15 protein-coding genes are annotated in these 18,686 nt (G+C 68.1%); 8 read left to right on the forward strand and 7 right to left on the reverse strand.

The window, feature by feature from the left end:
• The first annotated feature begins 19 nt into the window (after positions 1–19).
• From G6N50_RS26075 to G6N50_RS26085, 3 genes are all read left to right on the forward strand, one after another.
• Complete coding sequence (locus tag G6N50_RS26075) at positions 20–1,405, forward strand: ATP-binding protein (RefSeq protein WP_083096857.1); 1,386 nt, start codon at positions 20–22, stop codon at positions 1,403–1,405.
• Positions 1,398–3,380 carry a vWA domain-containing protein gene (locus G6N50_RS26080; RefSeq protein ID WP_083096860.1) on the forward strand — a complete coding sequence of 661 codons (1,983 nt, stop codon included), beginning with the start codon at positions 1,398–1,400 and terminating at the stop codon, positions 3,378–3,380. Before G6N50_RS26075 ends, G6N50_RS26080 begins: the two co-directional genes overlap by 8 nt.
• Positions 3,381–3,448: 68 nt before the next feature.
• Positions 3,449–4,297, forward strand: a complete 849-nt coding sequence (locus tag G6N50_RS26085) for an aldo/keto reductase (RefSeq protein ID WP_083096862.1) — start codon at positions 3,449–3,451, stop codon at positions 4,295–4,297.
• A gap of 10 nt (positions 4,298–4,307) precedes the next feature.
• Here the strand turns inward: G6N50_RS26085 and G6N50_RS26090 are convergent, their stop codons facing one another.
• The 7 genes from G6N50_RS26090 to G6N50_RS26120 all read right to left on the reverse strand — a co-directional run bounded on the left by G6N50_RS26090 (position 4,308) and on the right by G6N50_RS26120 (position 13,527).
• Complete coding sequence (locus G6N50_RS26090; RefSeq protein WP_083096917.1) at positions 4,308–4,910, reverse strand: DUF1707 SHOCT-like domain-containing protein; 603 nt, start codon at positions 4,908–4,910, stop codon at positions 4,308–4,310.
• Between the two features lie 133 nt (positions 4,911–5,043).
• A complete protein-coding gene (locus G6N50_RS26095) occupies positions 5,044–5,832 on the reverse strand; it encodes an enoyl-CoA hydratase family protein (protein WP_083096863.1) in 789 nt (262 codons plus the stop codon).
• Complete coding sequence (locus G6N50_RS26100; protein WP_083096865.1) at positions 5,832–6,998, reverse strand: acyl-CoA dehydrogenase family protein; 1,167 nt, start codon at positions 6,996–6,998, stop codon at positions 5,832–5,834. Before G6N50_RS26100 ends, G6N50_RS26095 begins: the two co-directional genes overlap by 1 nt.
• Positions 6,995–8,974: an acetyl/propionyl/methylcrotonyl-CoA carboxylase subunit alpha gene (locus G6N50_RS26105; protein WP_083096866.1), complete on the reverse strand. Its 1,980-nt coding sequence runs from the start codon at positions 8,972–8,974 to the stop codon at positions 6,995–6,997. The genes G6N50_RS26100 and G6N50_RS26105 overlap by 4 nt, the downstream gene beginning before the upstream one ends.
• Before the next feature lie 5 nt (positions 8,975–8,979).
• On the reverse strand, positions 8,980–10,569 hold the full coding sequence (locus G6N50_RS26110; RefSeq protein WP_142275639.1) for an acyl-CoA carboxylase subunit beta: 1,590 nt from the start codon (positions 10,567–10,569) through the stop codon (positions 8,980–8,982).
• 91 nt (positions 10,570–10,660) lie between these two features.
• Positions 10,661–11,809, reverse strand: coding sequence for an acyl-CoA dehydrogenase family protein (locus tag G6N50_RS26115; protein WP_083096869.1), 1,149 nt, complete (start codon positions 11,807–11,809; stop codon positions 10,661–10,663).
• Positions 11,806–13,527: an acyclic terpene utilization AtuA family protein gene (locus tag G6N50_RS26120; RefSeq protein ID WP_083096871.1), complete on the reverse strand. Its 1,722-nt coding sequence runs from the start codon at positions 13,525–13,527 to the stop codon at positions 11,806–11,808. The genes G6N50_RS26115 and G6N50_RS26120 overlap by 4 nt, the downstream gene beginning before the upstream one ends.
• Positions 13,528–13,872: 345 nt before the next feature.
• Between G6N50_RS26120 and rpmF the strand changes: the two genes are divergently transcribed.
• From rpmF to G6N50_RS26150, 5 genes are all read left to right on the forward strand, one after another.
• Positions 13,873–14,046, forward strand: a complete 174-nt coding sequence (gene rpmF, locus G6N50_RS26125) for a 50S ribosomal protein L32 (RefSeq protein WP_003872812.1) — start codon at positions 13,873–13,875, stop codon at positions 14,044–14,046.
• Positions 14,047–14,214: 168 nt separating this feature from the next.
• Positions 14,215–14,901: a two-component system response regulator MprA gene (mprA, locus tag G6N50_RS26130; protein ID WP_083096872.1), complete on the forward strand. Its 687-nt coding sequence runs from the start codon at positions 14,215–14,217 to the stop codon at positions 14,899–14,901.
• 16 nt (positions 14,902–14,917) lie between these two features.
• Positions 14,918–16,486 (forward strand): HAMP domain-containing sensor histidine kinase, encoded by a 1,569-nt coding sequence (locus G6N50_RS26135; protein ID WP_083096874.1) that lies wholly within the window; start codon positions 14,918–14,920, stop codon positions 16,484–16,486.
• Positions 16,487–16,558: 72 nt separating this feature from the next.
• Positions 16,559–18,070 (forward strand): S1C family serine protease, encoded by a 1,512-nt coding sequence (locus G6N50_RS26145; protein ID WP_083096878.1) that lies wholly within the window; start codon positions 16,559–16,561, stop codon positions 18,068–18,070.
• Positions 18,071–18,129: 59 nt separating this feature from the next.
• Positions 18,130–18,627: a MogA/MoaB family molybdenum cofactor biosynthesis protein gene (locus G6N50_RS26150; protein ID WP_067356524.1), complete on the forward strand. Its 498-nt coding sequence runs from the start codon at positions 18,130–18,132 to the stop codon at positions 18,625–18,627.
• The last annotated feature ends 59 nt before the right edge of the window (positions 18,628–18,686 follow it).

Raw genomic sequence — 18,686 nt, forward strand, 5'->3', positions numbered from 1 at the left:
GCGCGCGTCGTAGCGTGGAGTGGTGACGTCACCGAGCAACCTGCCCCGGACCGTCGGCGAACTGCGCGCCGCCGGTCATCGTGAACGGGGAGTCAAGCAGGAAATCCGCGAAAATCTGCTCACCGCGCTGGCCGCGGGGGATGACATCTGGCCGGGCATTCTGGGTTTCGAGGACACCGTCCTGCCCCAGCTCGAGCGGGCCTTGATCGCGGGCCACGACTTCGTTCTGCTCGGCGAACGCGGCCAGGGTAAAACCCGGCTGTTGCGCGCGCTGACCGGCTTGCTCGACGAGTGGACGCCGGTGATCGCCGGTGCCGAACTGGGTGAGCACCCGTACCGGCCGATCACCCCGGAATCGATCCGCAAGGCCGCGACCCTGGGCGACGACCTGCCGGTGGACTGGAAGCACCGCAGCGAGCGCTACACCGAGAAGCTCGCCACCCCGGACACCAGCGTTGCCGACCTGGTCGGCGACATCGATCCGATCAAGGTCGCCGAGGGCCGCAGCCTGGGGGATCCGGAGACCATCGCCTACGGATTGATCCCGCGGGCGCACCGCGGCATCGTTGCGGTCAACGAGCTTCCCGACCTCGCCGAGCGCATCCAGGTGTCGATGCTCAACGTGATGGAGGAACGTGACATCCAGGTCCGCGGTTACACGCTGCGGCTGCCCCTGGATGTGTTGGTGGTCGCCAGCGCCAACCCCGAGGACTACACCAACCGTGGCCGCATCATCACCCCCCTGAAAGACCGTTTCGGCGCGGAGATCCGCACCCACTATCCCCAGGAGCTCGACGCGGAAGTCGGCGTGATCGCGCAGGAGGCGCACCTGTCCGCCCAGGTGCCCGACTACCTGATGCAGATCATCGCCCGGTTCGCCCGTTACCTGCGGGAGTCCAACTCCGTCGATCAACGCTCCGGGGTGTCGGCGCGGTTCGCCATTGCCGCGGCCGAGACCGTCGCCGCGGCCGCGCGGCACCGCGGCGCGGTGCTGGGGGAGACCGATCCGGTGGCCCGGGTGGTCGACCTGGGCACGGTGATCGACGTGCTGCGCGGCAAGCTGGAATTCGAGTCCGGCGAGGAAGGCCGCGAACAGGCCGTGCTGGAACATCTGCTGCGCCGGGCGACCGCGGACACCGCGTCGCGGGTGCTGGGTGGCATCGACGTCGGTTCGTTGGTGTCCGCGGTCGAGGGCGGTTCGGCGGTGACGACGGGTGAGCGGGTGTCGGCCAAGGACGTCCTGGCCGCGGTCCCGAGCCTGCCGGTGGTGGAGAAGATCGCGGCCAAGGTCGGTGCGCAGTCGGAAGGCGAACGCGCCGCGGCGCTGGAACTCGCGCTCGAGGCCCTGTATCTGGCCAAGCGCATCGACAAGGTATCGGGGGAGGGTCAAACCGTCTATGGCTAAAGGCCATTCCTCGCGCTACTCGGCGTACACCGGCGGGCCCGACCCGCTTGCCCCGCCGGTGGATCTGCGCGAGGCGCTCGAACAGATCGGCCAGGACGTCATGGCCGGCACGTCGCCGCGCCGTGCGCTGTCCGAGCTGCTGCGCCGCGGCACCAACAACATGCCCGGTGCGGACCGGTTGGCCGCCGAGGCCAACCGGCGACGGCGGGAGTTGTTGCGGCGCAACAACTTAGATGGAACCCTGCAGGAGATCAAGAAACTTTTGGACGAGGCCGTGCTGGCCGAACGCAAGGAGCTGGCCCGCGCCCTCGATGACGACGCCCGCTTCGGCGAACTGCAGCTGGACGCGCTGCCGTCGTCGCCGGCCAAGGCCGTCCAAGAGCTCTCCGACTACAACTGGCGCAGCGGCGAGGCCCGCGAAAAGTATGACCAGATCAAGGATCTGCTCGGCCGCGAAATGCTCGATCAACGCTTCGCGGGCATGAAGCAGGCACTGGAAGGCGCCACCGACGAGGATCGTCAGCGGGTCAACGACATGGTCAACGACCTCAACGATCTGCTGGACAAGCACGCCCGCAGCGAGGACACCCAGCAAGACTTCGAAAACTTCATGGACAAACACGGCGAGTTCTTTCCGGAGAACCCGCGCAATGTCGAAGAGTTGCTGGACTCGCTGGCCAAACGCGCCGCGGCCGCGCAGCGTTTCCGCAACAGCCTGAGCCCCGACCAACGCGCAGAGCTGGATGCCCTGGCGCAGCAGGCATTTGGCTCCCCATCGTTGATGCAGGCGCTGAACCGGCTCGACGCACACCTGCAAGCGGCGCGGCCCGGGGAGGACTGGAGCGGGTCCGAACAGTTCTCCGGTGACAACCCCTTCGGTATGGGGGAGGGCACCCAGGCGCTGTCCGACATCGCGGAGCTGGAGCAACTGGCCGAGCAACTCTCGCAGAGCTACCCGGGCGCCAGCATGGACGACGTCGACCTCGACGCGCTGGCGCGCCAGCTCGGCGATCAGGCGGCCGTCGACGCCCGCACGCTTGCCGAATTGGAACGCGCACTGGTCAATCAGGGCTTCCTGGACCGCGGCTCCGACGGCCAGTGGCGGCTGTCGCCGAAGGCCATGCGCCGGCTGGGCGAGACGGCGCTGCGCGATGTCGTACAACAACTTTCGGGACGCCGCGGCGAGCGCGACCATCGGCGCGCGGGAGCGGCCGGCGAGCTCACCGGGGCCACGCGGCCTTGGCAATTCGGCGACACCGAGCCGTGGAACATCTCCCGTACGCTGACCAACGCCGTTCTGCGGCAATCGGGAACCGCCACCCTGGACGGCCCGGACGGGCGGTTGAAGATCACCGTCGACGACGTCGAGGTCTCCGAGACCGAGACACGTACGCAGGCCGCGGTGGCGCTGCTGGTCGACACCTCTTTCTCCATGGTGATGGAGAATCGCTGGCTGCCCATGAAGCAGACGGCGCTGGCGCTCAACCACCTGGTGTGCACGCGTTTTCGTTCGGATGCCTTGCAGATCATCGCTTTTGGTCGCTACGCCCGGACGGTGACCGCCGCCGAGCTCACCGGCCTGGAAGGGGTCTACGAGCAGGGCACCAACCTGCATCACGCGTTGGCGTTGGCCGGTCGTCACCTGCGCCGCCATCCCAACGCGCAGCCCGTGGTGCTGGTGGTGACCGACGGCGAGCCGACCGCGCACCTGGAGGACTTCGACGGCGACGGCACGACCGTGTTCTTCGACTACCCGCCGCACCCGCGGACCATCGCCCACACCGTGCGCGGCTTCGACGAGATGGCGCGCCTGGGCGCCCAGATCACCATCTTCCGGCTGGGCAGCGACCCGGGGCTGGCCCGGTTCATCGACCAGGTCGCCCGGCGCGTCGAGGGACGGGTCGTGGTACCCGATCTCGACGGATTGGGAGCGGCCGTGGTCGGCGACTACCTCCGGTCCCGACGCCGCCGTTAGCCCACTTTCGCCGAAGCGGGGGTAGGTGCTCACTTGACCGGGTACACGGACCGAGAAGGAGGAGAGGCATGAGCAAGGTTCCAACGATCGAACTCAACGACGGTGTGGGCATTCCGCAGCTGGGTTTCGGTGTGTTCCAGATCAAGCCGGACGAGACGGCGGCCGCGGTGAAGACCGCGCTCGAGATCGGCTACCGGCACATCGACACCGCCGAAATGTACGGGAACGAAAAGCAAGTCGGACAAGGCATTCGCGAAGCGGGTCTGGACCGCGGCGACGTCTTCGTCACCAGCAAGCTCAACAACGGATTTCACCAGCCCGACGATGCGCGCCGCGCCTTTGACCAGACGCTGAAGGCGCTGGATTCCGATTACCTCGACCTGTTTCTCATCCATTGGCCGCTGCCCACGCTCTACGACGGCGACTTCGTCTCGACGTGGAAAGTGTTCGAAGAATTCGCGCGCGACGGACGCGCCCGCAGCATCGGTGTCTCGAATTTCCAAGTCGCACAACTGGATCGGCTCGCCAACGAGACCGAAACCGTGCCGTCGGTCAACCAGGTCGAGCTACATCCCTACTTCGGCAACACCGAGGTCCGGTCGTACGCACGCAACCACGGCATCGCCATTGAGGCATGGGCGCCCATCGCGCAGGGCAAGGTGCTCGATGATCCGGTGATCAACCGCGTCGCCGACGCACGCGGCAAAACGGCCGCGCAGGTGGTGCTGCGCTGGCACATTCAGCGCGGTGACATCGTCTTCCCCAAGTCGGTCACACCCGAACGGGTCAAAGAAAACTTCGAGCTGTTCGACTTCGAATTGGACGACGCCGACATGGAGGCGATCACCGCGCTGGACAAGGGCGAGTCCGGACGCAACGGCCCCAACCCCGACACCTTCGATTACGTGCCCGACTAGAGGGCTGCCGCTAGCCGCGCGGCCGGCGGGCTTTGCGGATGATTCCGACACCGCCCCACAGCGAGAAGCCGCGAATGTGTACCGTCGGCGCCCCGGGGGTGCCCTGGCCGAGCACGGCGTGGTCAAAGTTTCCCATCACGCCGCGGCCGTGCACCTCGACGTTGACCTCGGGCGGCAGCAAAATGTTCTGCACACCCATAATCGACATCGCATGAATGTCGACCTCGGTCGAGGTGAAGTCGGCGTAGCGCAGATCGACCACCCCGCTGCCCCACAGGGTGAAGGTGGTGAGCTTCTTGGGCACGTTCCATCGGCCACGGCGCTCGAAGCCGCTCATCAACGCCAGCAGCAGCGTAGACGGCGCCGGATTGGGTTTGCCGCCGCGGCGCGGGCTTATCGGCGTCCCCGGCAGATCGGCGCGCAGCCGATCCAGCTCCGCATACGTCGTCGCCGCGTAAGCCCTGGTCAAACGGTCTTCGTAGTCGTTCAGCTGCAGGCGGCCCTGCTCGGCCGCATAGGCGAGCAACTGCGCAGTCTGGATGCGATCAGTGTCACCCGCGCGCGACGGGTCGCCGCGCGTGTCCTCCGCATCCCGTTGCGTTGAGTTGCTCATCACCCACGAGCCTACGACGTCCAGGTTTTGCTGCAAGAGTATTGGCGAAACTGCAACCTTGCGACGGCCCGGTTCGCGCCGGCGGCCGTGCGGCCGGACCCACTGTTTGACATCTGGCTAACTTCTTGGCTGGCTAACTCGTCCAGTTGGGCGCGCGCTTCTCCAGGAACGCCAGCATGCCTTCGCGGGCTTCGTCGGACACGAAGAGGCGGGCCGATTCTTCGGCGAGCCGTTCGGCGTCGCGGTCGAATCCCGCCAGCACGTCGGCCGTCGTCAGTGCCTTGGAAGCCGCGAGGCCCTGAGGCGAACCCCGGCCGATATCGGCGATGAGTTTGTCGACCGCGGCGTCGACGTCCTCGGCGGCTTCGGTGATCAATCCGATCTCGGCCGCCTGGCCGGCGTCGAACTTCTCACCGGTCAGGTAGTAGCGCGCCGCGGCCCGCGCCGACAGTTTGGGCAGCAGGGTCAGCGAGATGATCGCCGGGGCGACGCCGATGCGGGCTTCGGTCAGCGCGAAGGTGCTGCGCGGACCGGCGATCGCGATATCGCAGGCACCCACCAGACCGAACCCGCCCGCACGGACGTGCCCGTCGATGGCGGCGATCACTGGCAGCGGCGAGGAGACGATGGCCCGCATCAGGGCGGCCATCTCCCGGGCCCGGGCGACGGCCATGTCGAAAGGGTCGTCGTCGTCACCCCCGCCGGACTCGCTGAGATCCGCACCGGCACAAAAGGTGCCGCCGGTGTGGCCCAGCACCACCGCCCGCACCGCCGGATCCGCCGAGGCGTCGCGCAGCCCCTGGTGCAACTGGTTTACCAGGGTGGTGGACAGCGCGTTGCGGTTGTGCGGCGAGTTCAGCGTCAGCCGCGCATACGGGCCGCCCGTGTCGGCGGGCCCGGCGTATTCGACGAGCGCGTTCATCAGTAGCTTCGGGGCAGGCCCAGCGAGGTCTGCGCGACGAAGTTCAGCACCATCTCGCGGCTGACCGGAGCGATGCGGCCCAGCCGCGCGGAGGTGAGCATGGCGGCCACGCCGTACTCTTTGGTCAGCCCGTTCCCGCCCATTGACTGCACGGCCTGGTCCACCGACCGCGTGGCCGCCTCGGCCGCAGCGTATTTCGCCATGTTCGCGGCCTCGGCCGCGCCCATGTCGTTGCCGGAGTCATACAGGGTGGCGGCCTTCTGCAGCATCAGCTTGGCCAGCTCGACCTCGATGTGGCACTGCGCCAACGGGTGTGACAGGCCCTGGTGCGCGCCGATCGGCGTGCCCCACACCTGGCGGGTCTTGACGTACTCGGCGGCCCGGTTAAGGGCGAACCGTCCCATCCCGACCGAGCTCGCCGCGCCCATGATGCGCTCGGGGTTGAGCCCGGCGAAAAGCTGTGCGATGGCGGCGTCTTCGGCGCCGACGAGCGCGTCGGCGGGCAGCCGGACGTCGTCGAGGAAGACCTGGAACTGGCGTTCGGGGCTGATCAGTTCCATTTCGATCGGCGTGAACGTGAAGCCCGGCGCGTCGGTGGGCACCACGAACAGCGCCGGGCGCAGCTTGCCGGTCTTGGCCTCTTCGGTGCGGGCCACCACCAGCACCGCCTGCGCCTGGTCGATGCCGGAGATGTAGACCTTCTGGCCCTTGAGGATCCAGTCGGTGCCGTCGCGGCGGGCGGTCGTGGTGATCTTGTGCGAGTTGGACCCGGCGTCCGGCTCGGTGATGGCGAACGCCATCGTCAGGGTTCCGTCGGCGATGCCGGGGATCCAGCGCTTCTTCTGTTCCTCGGTGCCGAACTTGCTGATTATGGTGCCGTTGATGGCGGGCGAGACAACCATCAGCAGCAGCGCGCTGCCCGCGGCCGCCATTTCCTCCATCACCAGCGACAGCTCGTACATGCCGGCGCCGCCGCCGCCGTACTCCTCGGGCAGGTTGACTCCCAGGAAGCCGAGTTTGCCCGCCTCCGACCATAATTCGTCGGTGTGCTCGTGCGCGCGGGCCTTGCGCAGGTAGTATTCGCTGCCGTAGTTGGCGGCCCACGCCGCCACCGACTTCCGTAGGGCCTGACGTTCTTCGCTCTCGATGAAGCTGGTGTCGGTCATGCGGGATCTCCTTCTGTTTGCGGCGCTTCCACTCTTGCCAGCACAGCGCCAACTTCGACTTGCTGACCGGTCTTGACATTGAGCTCGGCGAGTACCCCGTCGACCGGGGCGGCGATGGTGTGTTCCATCTTCATGGCTTCCAGCCAAATCAGTGGCTGCCCGGCGGTGACGGTGTCGCCGATGGCGGCGCCGAGCCGGATGACGCTGCCGGGCATCGGCGCCACCAGTGAGCCCTTTTCGACGGTCGAACCGGGTTCGGGGAAGCGCGGCAGCGCGATCAGGTGCACCGGTCCGCGTGCGGAATCCACGTAGACGTCGGAATCGTAGCGCCGGACCGAGAATCCGTGGTCGACGCCGTCCGCGCACAGCACGACGTCAGTCGCGGTGGCCGACACCAGTCGCACGGACCGGTCGTCGGGCAGCACCAAACCGGTTCGGGTGAAACGGTATTGAACCCGTTGCTCGTCACCCGCGTCGTCGCGATAGTCCTTGACCTGGTGGCCGGACGCCAGGTTTCGCCAGCCGCTGGGAACGGCGCCCAGCGCCGGGGCGACGGCGCGGTTGTGCGCGGCGTCGGCGAGTGCGGCCGCGACGGCGGACAGGCGGACCACCGCGGTATCGCCCAGCGTCGCCGCCAGCCGCGCCAGGTCGTGGGTGTCGAAAAACGCTGTGTCGGTGGCGCCGTCGAGGAACGCCGGATGGCGCAGCACGTTCACCAGCAGATCGCGGTTGGTGCGCACCCCGTGCACGCGGGCGCGCGCCAGCGCGTCGGCGAGAACCAGCGCCGCCTGCCGGCGCGTCGGGGCGTAGCTGATGACCTTGGCCAGCATCGGGTCGTAGTGGATCGAGACGGTGAACCCGTCGACGATGCCCGAATCCAGCCGGATCCCGGTCTGCTGTCCCAGCGAGCCGAACTGGGTTCGCACCGACGGCACGTCGAACGCGTGCACCAGGCCGGCCTGCGGCTGCCAGTTCTTGGCGGGGTCTTCGGCGTAGAGCCGGGCCTCGATCGAATACCCTTGAGCGGCGGGAGGGTCGGTATCGAGCCGGTCGCCGTCGGCGACCGCGAGCTGTAGTTCGACGAGGTCGAGCCCCGTGGTCTCCTCGGTCACCGGGTGCTCGACCTGCAGCCGGGTGTTCATCTCCAGGAAGTAGAACTCGCCGTCGTCGTCGGCCAGGAACTCCACCGTCCCGGCCCCGGTGTAACCGATGGCTTCGGCGGCCAGCCGAGCCGCGTCGAACAGCTTGGCGCGCATGCCCGGCGTGCGCTCGACCAACGGCGACGGCGCCTCTTCGATGATCTTCTGGTGGCGGCGCTGAATCGAGCATTCGCGTTCCCCGACCGCCCACACGGTGCCGTGGGTGTCGGCCATGACCTGAACCTCGATGTGGTGTCCGGTGGGCAGATAGCGCTCACAGAACACGGTCGGGTCGCCGAAGGCCGACTGCGCCTCCCGGCTGGCTGCGGCGACTTCGCCGGCGAGAGCAGACAATTCGCGCACCACCCGCATCCCGCGGCCACCGCCGCCCGCGGAGGCCTTGACCAGCACCGGCAGCTGCGCCTCGGTGACGGTGTCGGGGTCGAGTTCGTCGAGCACGGGGACGCCGGCGGCGGCCATCAGCTTCTTGGACTCGATTTTGGAGCCCATCGCGCGCACCGCGTCCACCGGCGGCCCCACCCACGTCAGGCCGGCGTCCTGGACGGCGGCCGCGAAGTCGGCGTTCTCCGAGAGGAACCCGTATCCGGGGTGTATCGCGTCGGCGCCCGCGGAGCGGGCGGCGGCGATAATGGCCTCGGCGTTGAGGTAGTCGTTGGTCTTGTCCAGCCGCACCCGGGCGTCGGCTTCGCCGACGTGCGGGGCGCCGGCGTCCGGCTCGGTGTAGACGGCGACTGTGCTCAGGCCGAGCCGTCGGCAGGTGGCGAACACCCGCCGGGCGATCTCACCCCGGTTGGCGACCAGCACTCGAGTAAGCATGGGGCTCACATCCGGAAGACGCCGAAGTTCGACGTTCCCTTGATCGGGCCATTGGCGATGGCGGACAGACACATTCCCAACACGGTGCGGGTATCTCGCGGGTCGATCACCCCGTCGTCGTAGAGCATCCCGGACAACACCAGGGGCAGCGACTCGGCTTCGATCTGGCCTTCGACCGCAGCCCGCATCGCCGCGTCGGCCTCCTCGTCGACCTGCTGCCCGCGTGCCTCGGCGGCCGCGCGGGCCACGATCGACAGGACGCCCGAAAGCTGCGCGCCGCCCATCACCGCGGACTTGGAGGTGGGCCACGCGAAGAGGAACCGCGGGTCATAGGCGCGACCGCACATGCCGTAGTGGCCGGCGCCGTAGGAGGCGCCGATCAGCAGCGAGATGTGCGGGACCGTCGAATTGGACACGGCGTTGATCATCATCGAACCGTGCTTGATCATCCCGCCCTCTTCGTAGTCCTTGCCCACCATGTAGCCGGTGGTGTTGTGCAGGAACAACAGTGGCGTGTTGGAGCGGTTGGCCAGCTGGATGAACTGGGTGGCTTTCTGGGACTCCTCGCTGAACAGCACCCCGCGCGCGTTGGCCAGGATGCCGATCGGATAGCCGTGCAGCTGGGCCCAGCCCGTCACCAGCGAGGACCCGTACAGCGGCTTGAATTCGTCGAATTCGGAACCGTCGACGATGCGGGCGATCACTTCGCGCGGATCGAACGGGATGCGCAGGTCGGCGGGCACGATGCCGATGAGCTCCTCGGTGTCGAAGAGCGGCTCGGTGACCGGTTTGGGTTTCGGCCCCTGCTTGATCCAGTTCAACCGGGCGACAACGCGCCGGCCGATCCGGATCGCGTCGACTTCGTCGACGGCGAAGTAGTCGGCCAAACCGGATACCCGGGCGTGCATTTCGGCGCCACCGAGTGATTCGTCGTCGGATTCCTCGCCGGTGGCCATCTTCACCAGCGGGGGACCCGCGAGGAATACCTTGGACCGTTCCTTGATCATCACCACGTGGTCCGACATGCCCGGGACGTAGGCACCGCCCGCGGTGGAGTTGCCGAATACCAAAGCAATGGTGGGGATCCCGGCCGCCGAGAGCCGGGTTAGGTCGCGGAACATTCGTCCGCCGGGGATGAAGATCTCCTTCTGGGTGGGCAGATCGGCGCCGCCGGATTCCACCAGCGAGATCACCGGGAGCCGGTTCTCGAAGGCAATCTGGTTGGCCCGCAGGATTTTCTTCAGGGTCCACGGGTTGCTGGTGCCGCCTTTGACCGTCGGGTCGTTGGCGACGATCATGCATTCGACGCCCTCGACAACGCCGATGCCGGTGACCGTGCTGGCGCCGACCTTGAAGGCGCTGCCCCAGGCCGCCAATGGGCTGAGCTCCAAGAACGGCGAATCCTGGTCGACGAGCAATTCAATGCGTTCGCGCGCCGTCAGCTTGCCGCGGTCATGATGGCGCTCAACGTATTTGGGACCGCCGCCAGCCAGCGCATTGGCCAGCTCGGTGTCGATCTCCTGGAGTTTCGCGATGGCCGCCGACGCCGCGTCGGTGAAGACGGCGGCCTCGCTGTCGAGGGTGGACTGCAGCACGGTCATGACCACCGCCGACGATGCAGAGCGACGAAGCGATGTGGGGGTGCCCCCGGCCGCGAAGCGGCTAGGGGGCAAGGAGGCGGTGCAATCATGATTGAAATCCCAGCAGTTTGGCGGACAGTGCGGTGAGGATTTCGGTGGTTCCTCCGCCGATGCCCAGGATCCTCATGTCCCGGTATTGGCGCTCCACCTCGGACTCGGCCATGTAACCCATGCCGCCGAACAGCTGTACGGCTTGGTTGGCCACCCACTCGCCGGCCTCGACCGCGGTGTTCTTCGCGAAACACACCTGCGGAATCAGGTTCGCCTCGCCGGCGAGTTGCCGCTCCACCACGCTGCGCGAGTAGACCCGGGCGACGTCGATGCGGCGGGCCATCTCGGCCAGCGTGTTCTGCACCGACTGCCGCGATATCAGCGGGCGACCGAACGTTTCGCGGTCGCGACACCACCGCACCGTCAGGTCCAGGCAACGTTGTGCGCTCGAATAGGCTTGTGCGGCAAGGCCAATCCGCTCGGAGACGAAGGCCTGGGCGATCTGCGCGAATCCGCTGTTCTCGGCGCCGATCAGGTTGGCCACGGGCACGCGGGCGTCGGTATAGGACAGCTCGGCGGTGTCCGAGGACCGCCAGCCCATCTTGTCCAGCTTGCGCGTCACCTCGAAGCCGGGCGTGCCCTTCTCGACCACCAGCAGCGAAACCCCGCCCGCGCCGGCGCCTCCGGTGCGCACCGCGGTCACCACGTAGTCGGCGCGGACCCCGGAGGTGATGTAGGTCTTGGCGCCGTTGACGACGTAGTGGTCACCGTCGCGCACCGCCGAGGTCCTCAGGTGCCCGACGTCGGAACCGCCGCCGGGTTCGGTGATGGCCAGCGAACCAATCATTTCCCCGGCCAGCGTCGGGCGGACGAACTCCTCGATCAGCCGCTGATCACCCGAGGCGATCATGTGCGGCACCGCGATACCGCAGGTGAACAACGATGCGAACACGCCGCCCGGCGCTCCGGCCTGATGCATCTCCTCGCAGATGATCACCGCGTCGGCGCCATCGCCGCCGCCACCGCCGACCGACTCGGGGAACCCCGCACCCAGCAGCCCGGCGGCCCCGGCACTGCGGTGCAACTCGCGCGGCAGGTCGCCGGTGCGTTCCCACTCGTCGACGTGGGGCAGGATCTCGCGTTCTGCGAACGAGCGCACCGTCTTTCGTAGCTGTTCGCGCTCGGGTGTGGTCCAAAGATTCACAACAGACTCTCCGGGATGTCGAGGTAGCGGCCGCGCAGCCATTCGCCCAGCCCCTTGGCCTGGGGATCGAATCGAGCCTGGTAGGCGACGCCCTGGCCAAGGATGCCGTCGATGACGAAGTTGACCGCGCGCAGGTTCGGCAATACGTGGCGGGTGACGTCGAAGTTCCCGGCCTCGGGTAGCAGTTCGGTGAGCAGCTTGACGGTCAACGTGTTGGCCAGCCAACGCCATTGCTCGTCGGTGCGCACCCAGACCCCGACGTTGGCCGAGCCGCCCTTGTCACCGCTGCGGGCCCCCGCGATGCGGCCCAGCGGCGCGCGCCGGGTCGGCCCGTCCGGCAACGGTTCGGGCAGCGGCGGCACAGCGGCGGGGAACAGCTCCAAAGTATCCGTGGCACAGGGGATATCGACGCGGGCACCGTCGGCGCGCACCGCGACGTGCGGCACCTTGTCGGCGACAACGTAGCCCGGGATGAACACGCCGTACACCTGGCCGTCGCCCGGCGGGGCGGTGACGTGAAATCCCGGATAGCTTGCCAGAGCTAATTCGACTGCGGCCGAAGAGAATTGACGTCCGACGTTGGCCGGGTCGGGATCGCGCACCACACAGTGCAACAGCGCGCTCGCGGCTTCCTCGGTGTCGGCGTCGGGGTGATCGGTCCGGGCCAGCGACCACTGCAGTTCGGCGGGCTTGACGGTGAGTGCGGCGTCGAGTTGGCGGCGCACCAGCTCGGCCTTGGCCTCGATGTCCAGCCCCGTCAGTACGAAGGTCATCGAGTTGCGGAACCCGCCGATGCTGTTCATCGACACCTTGTAGGTGGGCGGTGGGGCTTCGCCGCGCACGCCGCTGATGCGCACCCGTTCGGGCCCATCGGAGGACAGCTCGATGCTGTCCATCCGTGCGGTGACATCGGGGTTGGCGTAGCGCGCCCCGGTGACCTCATAGAGCAACTGCGCGGTGACGGTGTCGACGCTGACCAAGCCGCCGGTGCCCGGGTGCTTGGTGATCACCGAGGATCCGTCGGCGTTGACCTCGGCCAAGGGGAAACCCGCGTGGGTCAGGTCGGGGATTTCCGTGAAGAACGAGTAATTGCCGCCGGTGGCCTGGACCCCGCATTCGATGACGTGGCCGGCGACCACGGCGCCGGCCAGCCGGTCGTAGTCGGTGCGCTTCCACCCGAAGTGCGCCGCGGCCGCCCCGACGATCACCGAGGCGTCGGTGACGCGGCCGGTGACGACCACGTCGGCGCCGCCGTCGAGGCACTCGACGATCCCCCAGGCGCCCAGGTACGCGTTCGCGGTGAGCGGGGTGCCCAGCCCGAGCTCGGCGGCACGCGGCAACAGGTCGTCACCCTCGACATGAGCGATCCGGGCGTCGATGCCCAGGCGCTCGGCCAGCGCGCGTATCGCGTCGGCCAGTCCGGCCGGGTTCAGGCCGCCGGCGTTGGCGACGATGCGGACCCCGCGGTCGCGCGCCTCGCCCAGGCAATCCTCGACCTGGGTGAGAAAGGTCTTGGCGTAGCCACGCTCGGGATGCTTCATCCGGTCCCGGCCCAGGATCAGCATGGTGAGTTCGGCCAGATAATCGCCGGTGAGGTAATCGACGTCGCCACCGGTGAGCATCTCGCGCATGGCCGACAGCCGGTCGCCGTAGAACCCCGAGCAGTTCGCGATCCGGACGGCGCCCGAAGCGCCGGCAGCACCGGAAGCAGAGGCCATGCCTGTCCTCCATTCGGGGATTTCGACCGGATCGGACCAATCAACCAACCGGTAGGTTAGCGGGTACCGTCGGTGTCACGTCAAGGATGCCTGGTTGGCTCCCTTTCGCGCCGAGATTGCCCGCATGGTCGTTTCCGGATGCAGTGCACAGCCGTCACGGCAATCTCGGCGCGCCGGAGCGGGGTCAGCCGCGGCCGATTGGCACGCGATCGGCACGGGGCGTCCATTTTGGCGACAAGCGGACCAGCGACTATCCTGAGGTGCGATCGTCGCCCGTTCGGCTCACCAGCCACGCCGCGCGACATGTTGACCAGCAAGTCCCACATCGAGGAGTTAGGCCCGACCATGGCCGTACCCAAGCGCAGAATGTCGCGCGCGAACACCCGTAGCCGGCGCGCGCAGTGGAAGGCCGAGAAGACCGAACTCGTCGGTGTGACGGTCGCAGGTCAGCGGCACAAAGTGCCCCGTCGGCTGCTCAAGGCCGCCCGTCTCGGTCTGATCGACCTCGACCGCCGCTGACCCCGATGGCGGCGGCCCGCTGCGCCCGGCTTCGCCGCGCTTGCGACCGCCGCTGACCCGATGGCGGCGGCCCGCTGCGCCCGGCTTCGCCGCGCTTGCGACCGCCGCTGACCCGATGACCGGCGCGCCTCTCAGGCCAGTCTCAGGCGGTGGGACGAAACTAGGGCCGTGCGAATACTGGTCGTTGACGACGATCGCGCGGTGCGCGAATCGCTGCGTAGGTCGTTGTCCTTCAACGGCTACTCCGTTGAGTTGGCCCATGACGGGGTCGAGGCCCTCGAGCTGATCGCCAGCGATCGCCCCGACGCGCTCGTCCTGGATGTGATGATGCCGCGCCTGGACGGCCTCGAGGTGTGTCGTCAGCTGCGCAGCACCGGTGACGACCTGCCGATCCTGGTGCTCACCGCGCGCGATTCGGTGTCCGAGCGGGTCGCCGGGCTCGACGCCGGCGCCGACGACTACCTGCCGAAGCCGTTCGCCCTGGAAGAGCTGTTGGCGCGGATGCGCGCGCTGCTGCGGCGCACCAAGCCCGACGACGACGCCGAATCGGTGCCGCTGACGTTCTCCGACCTGACGCTGGACCCGGTGACCCGCGAAGTCACCCGCGGGCAGCGCCGGATCAGCCTGACCCGCACCGAATTCGCGTTGCTGGAAATGCTGATCGCGAATCCGCGCCGGGTGCTCACCCGCAGCCGCATCCTCGAGGAGGTTTGGGGATTCGACTTTCCCACCTCGGGCAACGCGTTGGAGGTCTACGTGGGCTACCTGCGGCGCAAAACCGAAGCGGATGGTGAGCCACGGCTGATCCACACCGTGCGCGGCGTGGGCTATGTCCTTCGGGAGACGCCACCGTGACGATTCGGGTCCCCCGATGATCCGGTTCTTCCGGCCTCCACGTCCACCGCTGCGCCCACCGTTGCGCGCGACGCCGTCGTTGTCGCTGCGGTGGCGCGTGATGCTGCTGGCGATGTCGATGGTGGCCATGGTCGTCGTATTGATGGCCTTCGCCGTCTACGCCGTGATTTCGGCCGCGCTGTACAGCGACATCGACAACCAGCTGCAAAGCCGGGCGCAACTGCTGATCGCGAGCGGGTCACTGGCCGCCGACCCCGGCAAGGCCATCGAAGGCACCGCCTATTCCGACGTCAACGCGATGCTGGTGAACCCGGGCCACGCGATCTACACCGCCCAGCAGCCGGGGCAGACCCTGCCGGTCGGCGGGCCGGAAAAAGCGGTCATCCACGGTGATTTGTTCATGTCTCGGCGCACCGCCGGGGATCAACGAATCCTTGCCGTGCACCTGCAGAACGGCACTTCGCTGCTGATCTCCAAGAGCCTCAAGCCCACCGAGGCGGTGATGAACAGGCTGCGCTGGGTGCTGCTGATCGTCGGTGGCGTGGGTGTGGCGGTCGCCGCAGTGGCGGGTGGCATGGTCACCAGGGCCGGTCTGCGCCCGGTAGCACGCCTGACCGAAGCGGCCGAGCGGGTGGCACGCACCGATGACTTGAGACCCATCCCAGTGTTCGGCAGCGACGAACTGGCCAGGCTCACCGAATCGTTCAACCTGATGCTGCGCGCGCTCGCGGAGTCCCGGGAGCGTCAGGCGCGGCTGGTCACCGACGCTGGGCATGAATTGCGCACCCCGTTGACGTCGCTGCGGACCAACGTCGAGCTGCTGATGGCTGCGATGGAACCGGGAGCGCCGCGCCTGCCCGAGCAGGAGATGGTTGACCTGCGCGCGGACGTCGTCGCGCAGATCGAGGAATTGTCAACGCTGGTAGGCGATTTGGTGGACCTCACTCGTGACGATGCCGGCCAGGTGGTGCACGAGCCCGTCGACATGTCCGATGTCGTCGAACGCAGCCTGGAGCGAGTCAGGCGGCGGCGCAACGACATTCACTTCGAGGTCGACATGACGCCATGGCAGATGTACGGCGACGCCGCCGGGCTGTCACGCGCGGTTCTGAACCTGTTGGACAACGCCGCCAAGTGGAGCCCACCCGGCGGCCGCGTCGGCGTCACGATGCGCCAGCTCGACCCGTCGCACGCGGAGCTGGTGATCGCCGATCACGGCCCCGGCATTCCGCCGCAGGAGCGCCGCCTGGTGTTCGAGCGGTTCTACCGCTCGACGACGGCACGGGCCATGCCCGGCTCCGGGCTCGGGCTGGCGATCGTCAAAAAGGTCGTGCTCAACCACGGGGGATTGCTGCGCGTCGAGGACACCGTTCCGGGAGGCCAGCCCCCGGGCACCTCCTTCTACGTGCTGCTGCCCGGCCGGCCCCTCCCCGCCTCGACGTACGCCGCGGCGGCCGCCGAGCCGCAAACCGACCAGCTAGACGCCGCGACCGACCCCACCCAGGGGGTGGCCCGCGATGAGGCGAACTCTCGGGAATCGGCGAACGTTATCTCAGTGGACTCTCAGTCCGCGCGGGCAAGGTAGGTCTGCAGCTACTGTTGAACCCAGCCGTCGACTTGCCCAAACACTGGAGATAAGGAAGAGCGACTTAGCGACATGACGAATGACCCGAGGTATTCGCCACCGCCGCAGCAGCCGGGATACCCCCCCGCGCCGAATCAGCCTGCGCACGTCCCGAGCCATGCGGGGCCCTCCGGCTATGCCCCGGGCCAACAGCCGTACAACCAGCAATATGACTGGCGCTATCGGTCGCAGCCCTCGCAGCCGTCCCAGTCGCCGACGACGCAGTTTCGTCCGCCCTACGAGCCCTTCAGCAACACCGGGCCGGGCCGGATCCCCGGGGGAACCGGCACGGGCCCGATTCCCGGACGCACCGGCACGGGCCCGATGCCCGGCATGCCCGTCGCGCCGGAACCCCAAAAGCGTTCTCGCACAGGACTGTTGGTCATCGGTGCGTTGGCCATCGCGGTGGTGTCGGCCGGCATCGGCGGCGCCGCGGCGACAGTCGTCGAGATCGGCACGCACCCGACGGGCAACGGCGCCGGGCGGGTCATCGGCGCAGCGCCCAGCGTCCCGGCCGCGAACATGCCACCGGGCAGCGTCGAAGGCGTCGCCTCCAAGGTGGTGCCCAGCGTCGTGATGCTCGAGACCGACATCGGGCGGCAGTCCGAAGAGGGCTCCGGCATCATCCTGTCCACCGACGGGCTCATCCTGACCAACAACCACGTGATCGCCGCCGCGGCGGGACCGGCCAAGGGTCCCGGAGGCCCTCCCGGTGCTCCGCCCGCGGCTCCCGCGCCCCCCGGCGCCCCCGGCGCCCCTGGCGGCGCCGGCGGCGCGACACCGAAGACGACGGTGACCTTCTCTGACGGTCGCACCGCACCGTTCACGGTGGTCGGCGCGGACCCCACCAGCGATATCGCCGTGATCCGGGTGCAGGGCATCTCCGGGCTCAATCCCATCTCGCTGGGCTCCTCGTCGGACCTTCGGGTCGGCCAGCCGGTCGTCGCGATCGGGTCGCCGTTGGGTCTGTCGGGGACGGTGACCACCGGCATCGTCAGTGCGATGAACCGGCCGGTCTCCACCACCGGTGAGTCGGGCAACCAGAACACCGTGCTGGACGCGATTCAGACCGACGCAGCGATCAACCCCGGTAACTCCGGTGGCGCGCTGGTCAACATGAACGGCCAGCTGGTGGGCGTCAACTCGGCCATCGCCACCCTGGGCGCCGACTCGCCGGACGCCCAGAGCGGCTCGATCGGCCTGGGCTTCGCGATTCCGGTCGATCAGGCCAAGCGCATCGCCGACGAGCTGATCGCCACCGGCAAGGCCTCCCACGCATCGCTCGGCGTGCAGGTGACCAACGACAAGGGCACCCCCGGCGCGAAGGTTGTCGACGTCGTCGCGGGCGGCGCGGCGGCATCCGCCGGCGTTCCCAAGAACGTGGTCGTGACCAAAGTCGACGATCGGCCGATCAACAGTGCCGACGCATTGGTCGCGGCCGTGCGCTCGAGGGCCCCCGGCGACAAGATAACGCTGACGTTCCAGGATGCCGCCGGTGGCGGCAGCCGGACCGTGCCGGTCACCCTCGGGAAGGCGGATCAGTAGTGAGAGTGGACGAACCCTCGGCGACGGGATTGTCTGAGCTCGGATATACGGTTGCACCCATGGAAACGGGTGCGGAATTGGTAGTTGGCCGGGCTCTGGTTGTGGTGGTCGACGATCGCACCGCTCATGGGGACGAGGACCATAACGGCCCGCTGGTGACCGAGCTGCTGACCGAGGCCGGATTCGTCGTCGACGGTGTGGTCGCGGTCGCGGCCGACGAGATCGAGATCCGCAACGCGCTGAACACCGCGGTGATCGGCGGGGTGGACCTGGTCGTCTCGGTCGGCGGGACGGGCGTCACCCCCCGCGACGTCACCCCGGAGGCCACCCGCGAGATCCTGGATCGCGAAATCCTCGGTATCGCAGAGGCCATCCGCGGCTCGGGATTGTCGGCGGGGATCATCGATGCCGGACTGTCACGCGGTCTGGCCGGGGTGTCCGGCAGCACGTTGGTGGTCAACCTGGCCGGCTCCCGCTATGCGGTGCGCGACGGGATGGCGACGCTGAATCCGTTGGCGGCCCAGATCATCGGGCAGTTGTCGAGCCTGGAGATTTAACCCCCCGGGCCTGGCGATTGGGCCCGGCTAGTGCGCCCGACGCGCAACTGAGGCGCGAG

Source organism: Mycobacterium mantenii (assembly GCF_010731775.1).
GTDB lineage: Bacteria > Actinomycetota > Actinomycetes > Mycobacteriales > Mycobacteriaceae > Mycobacterium > Mycobacterium mantenii.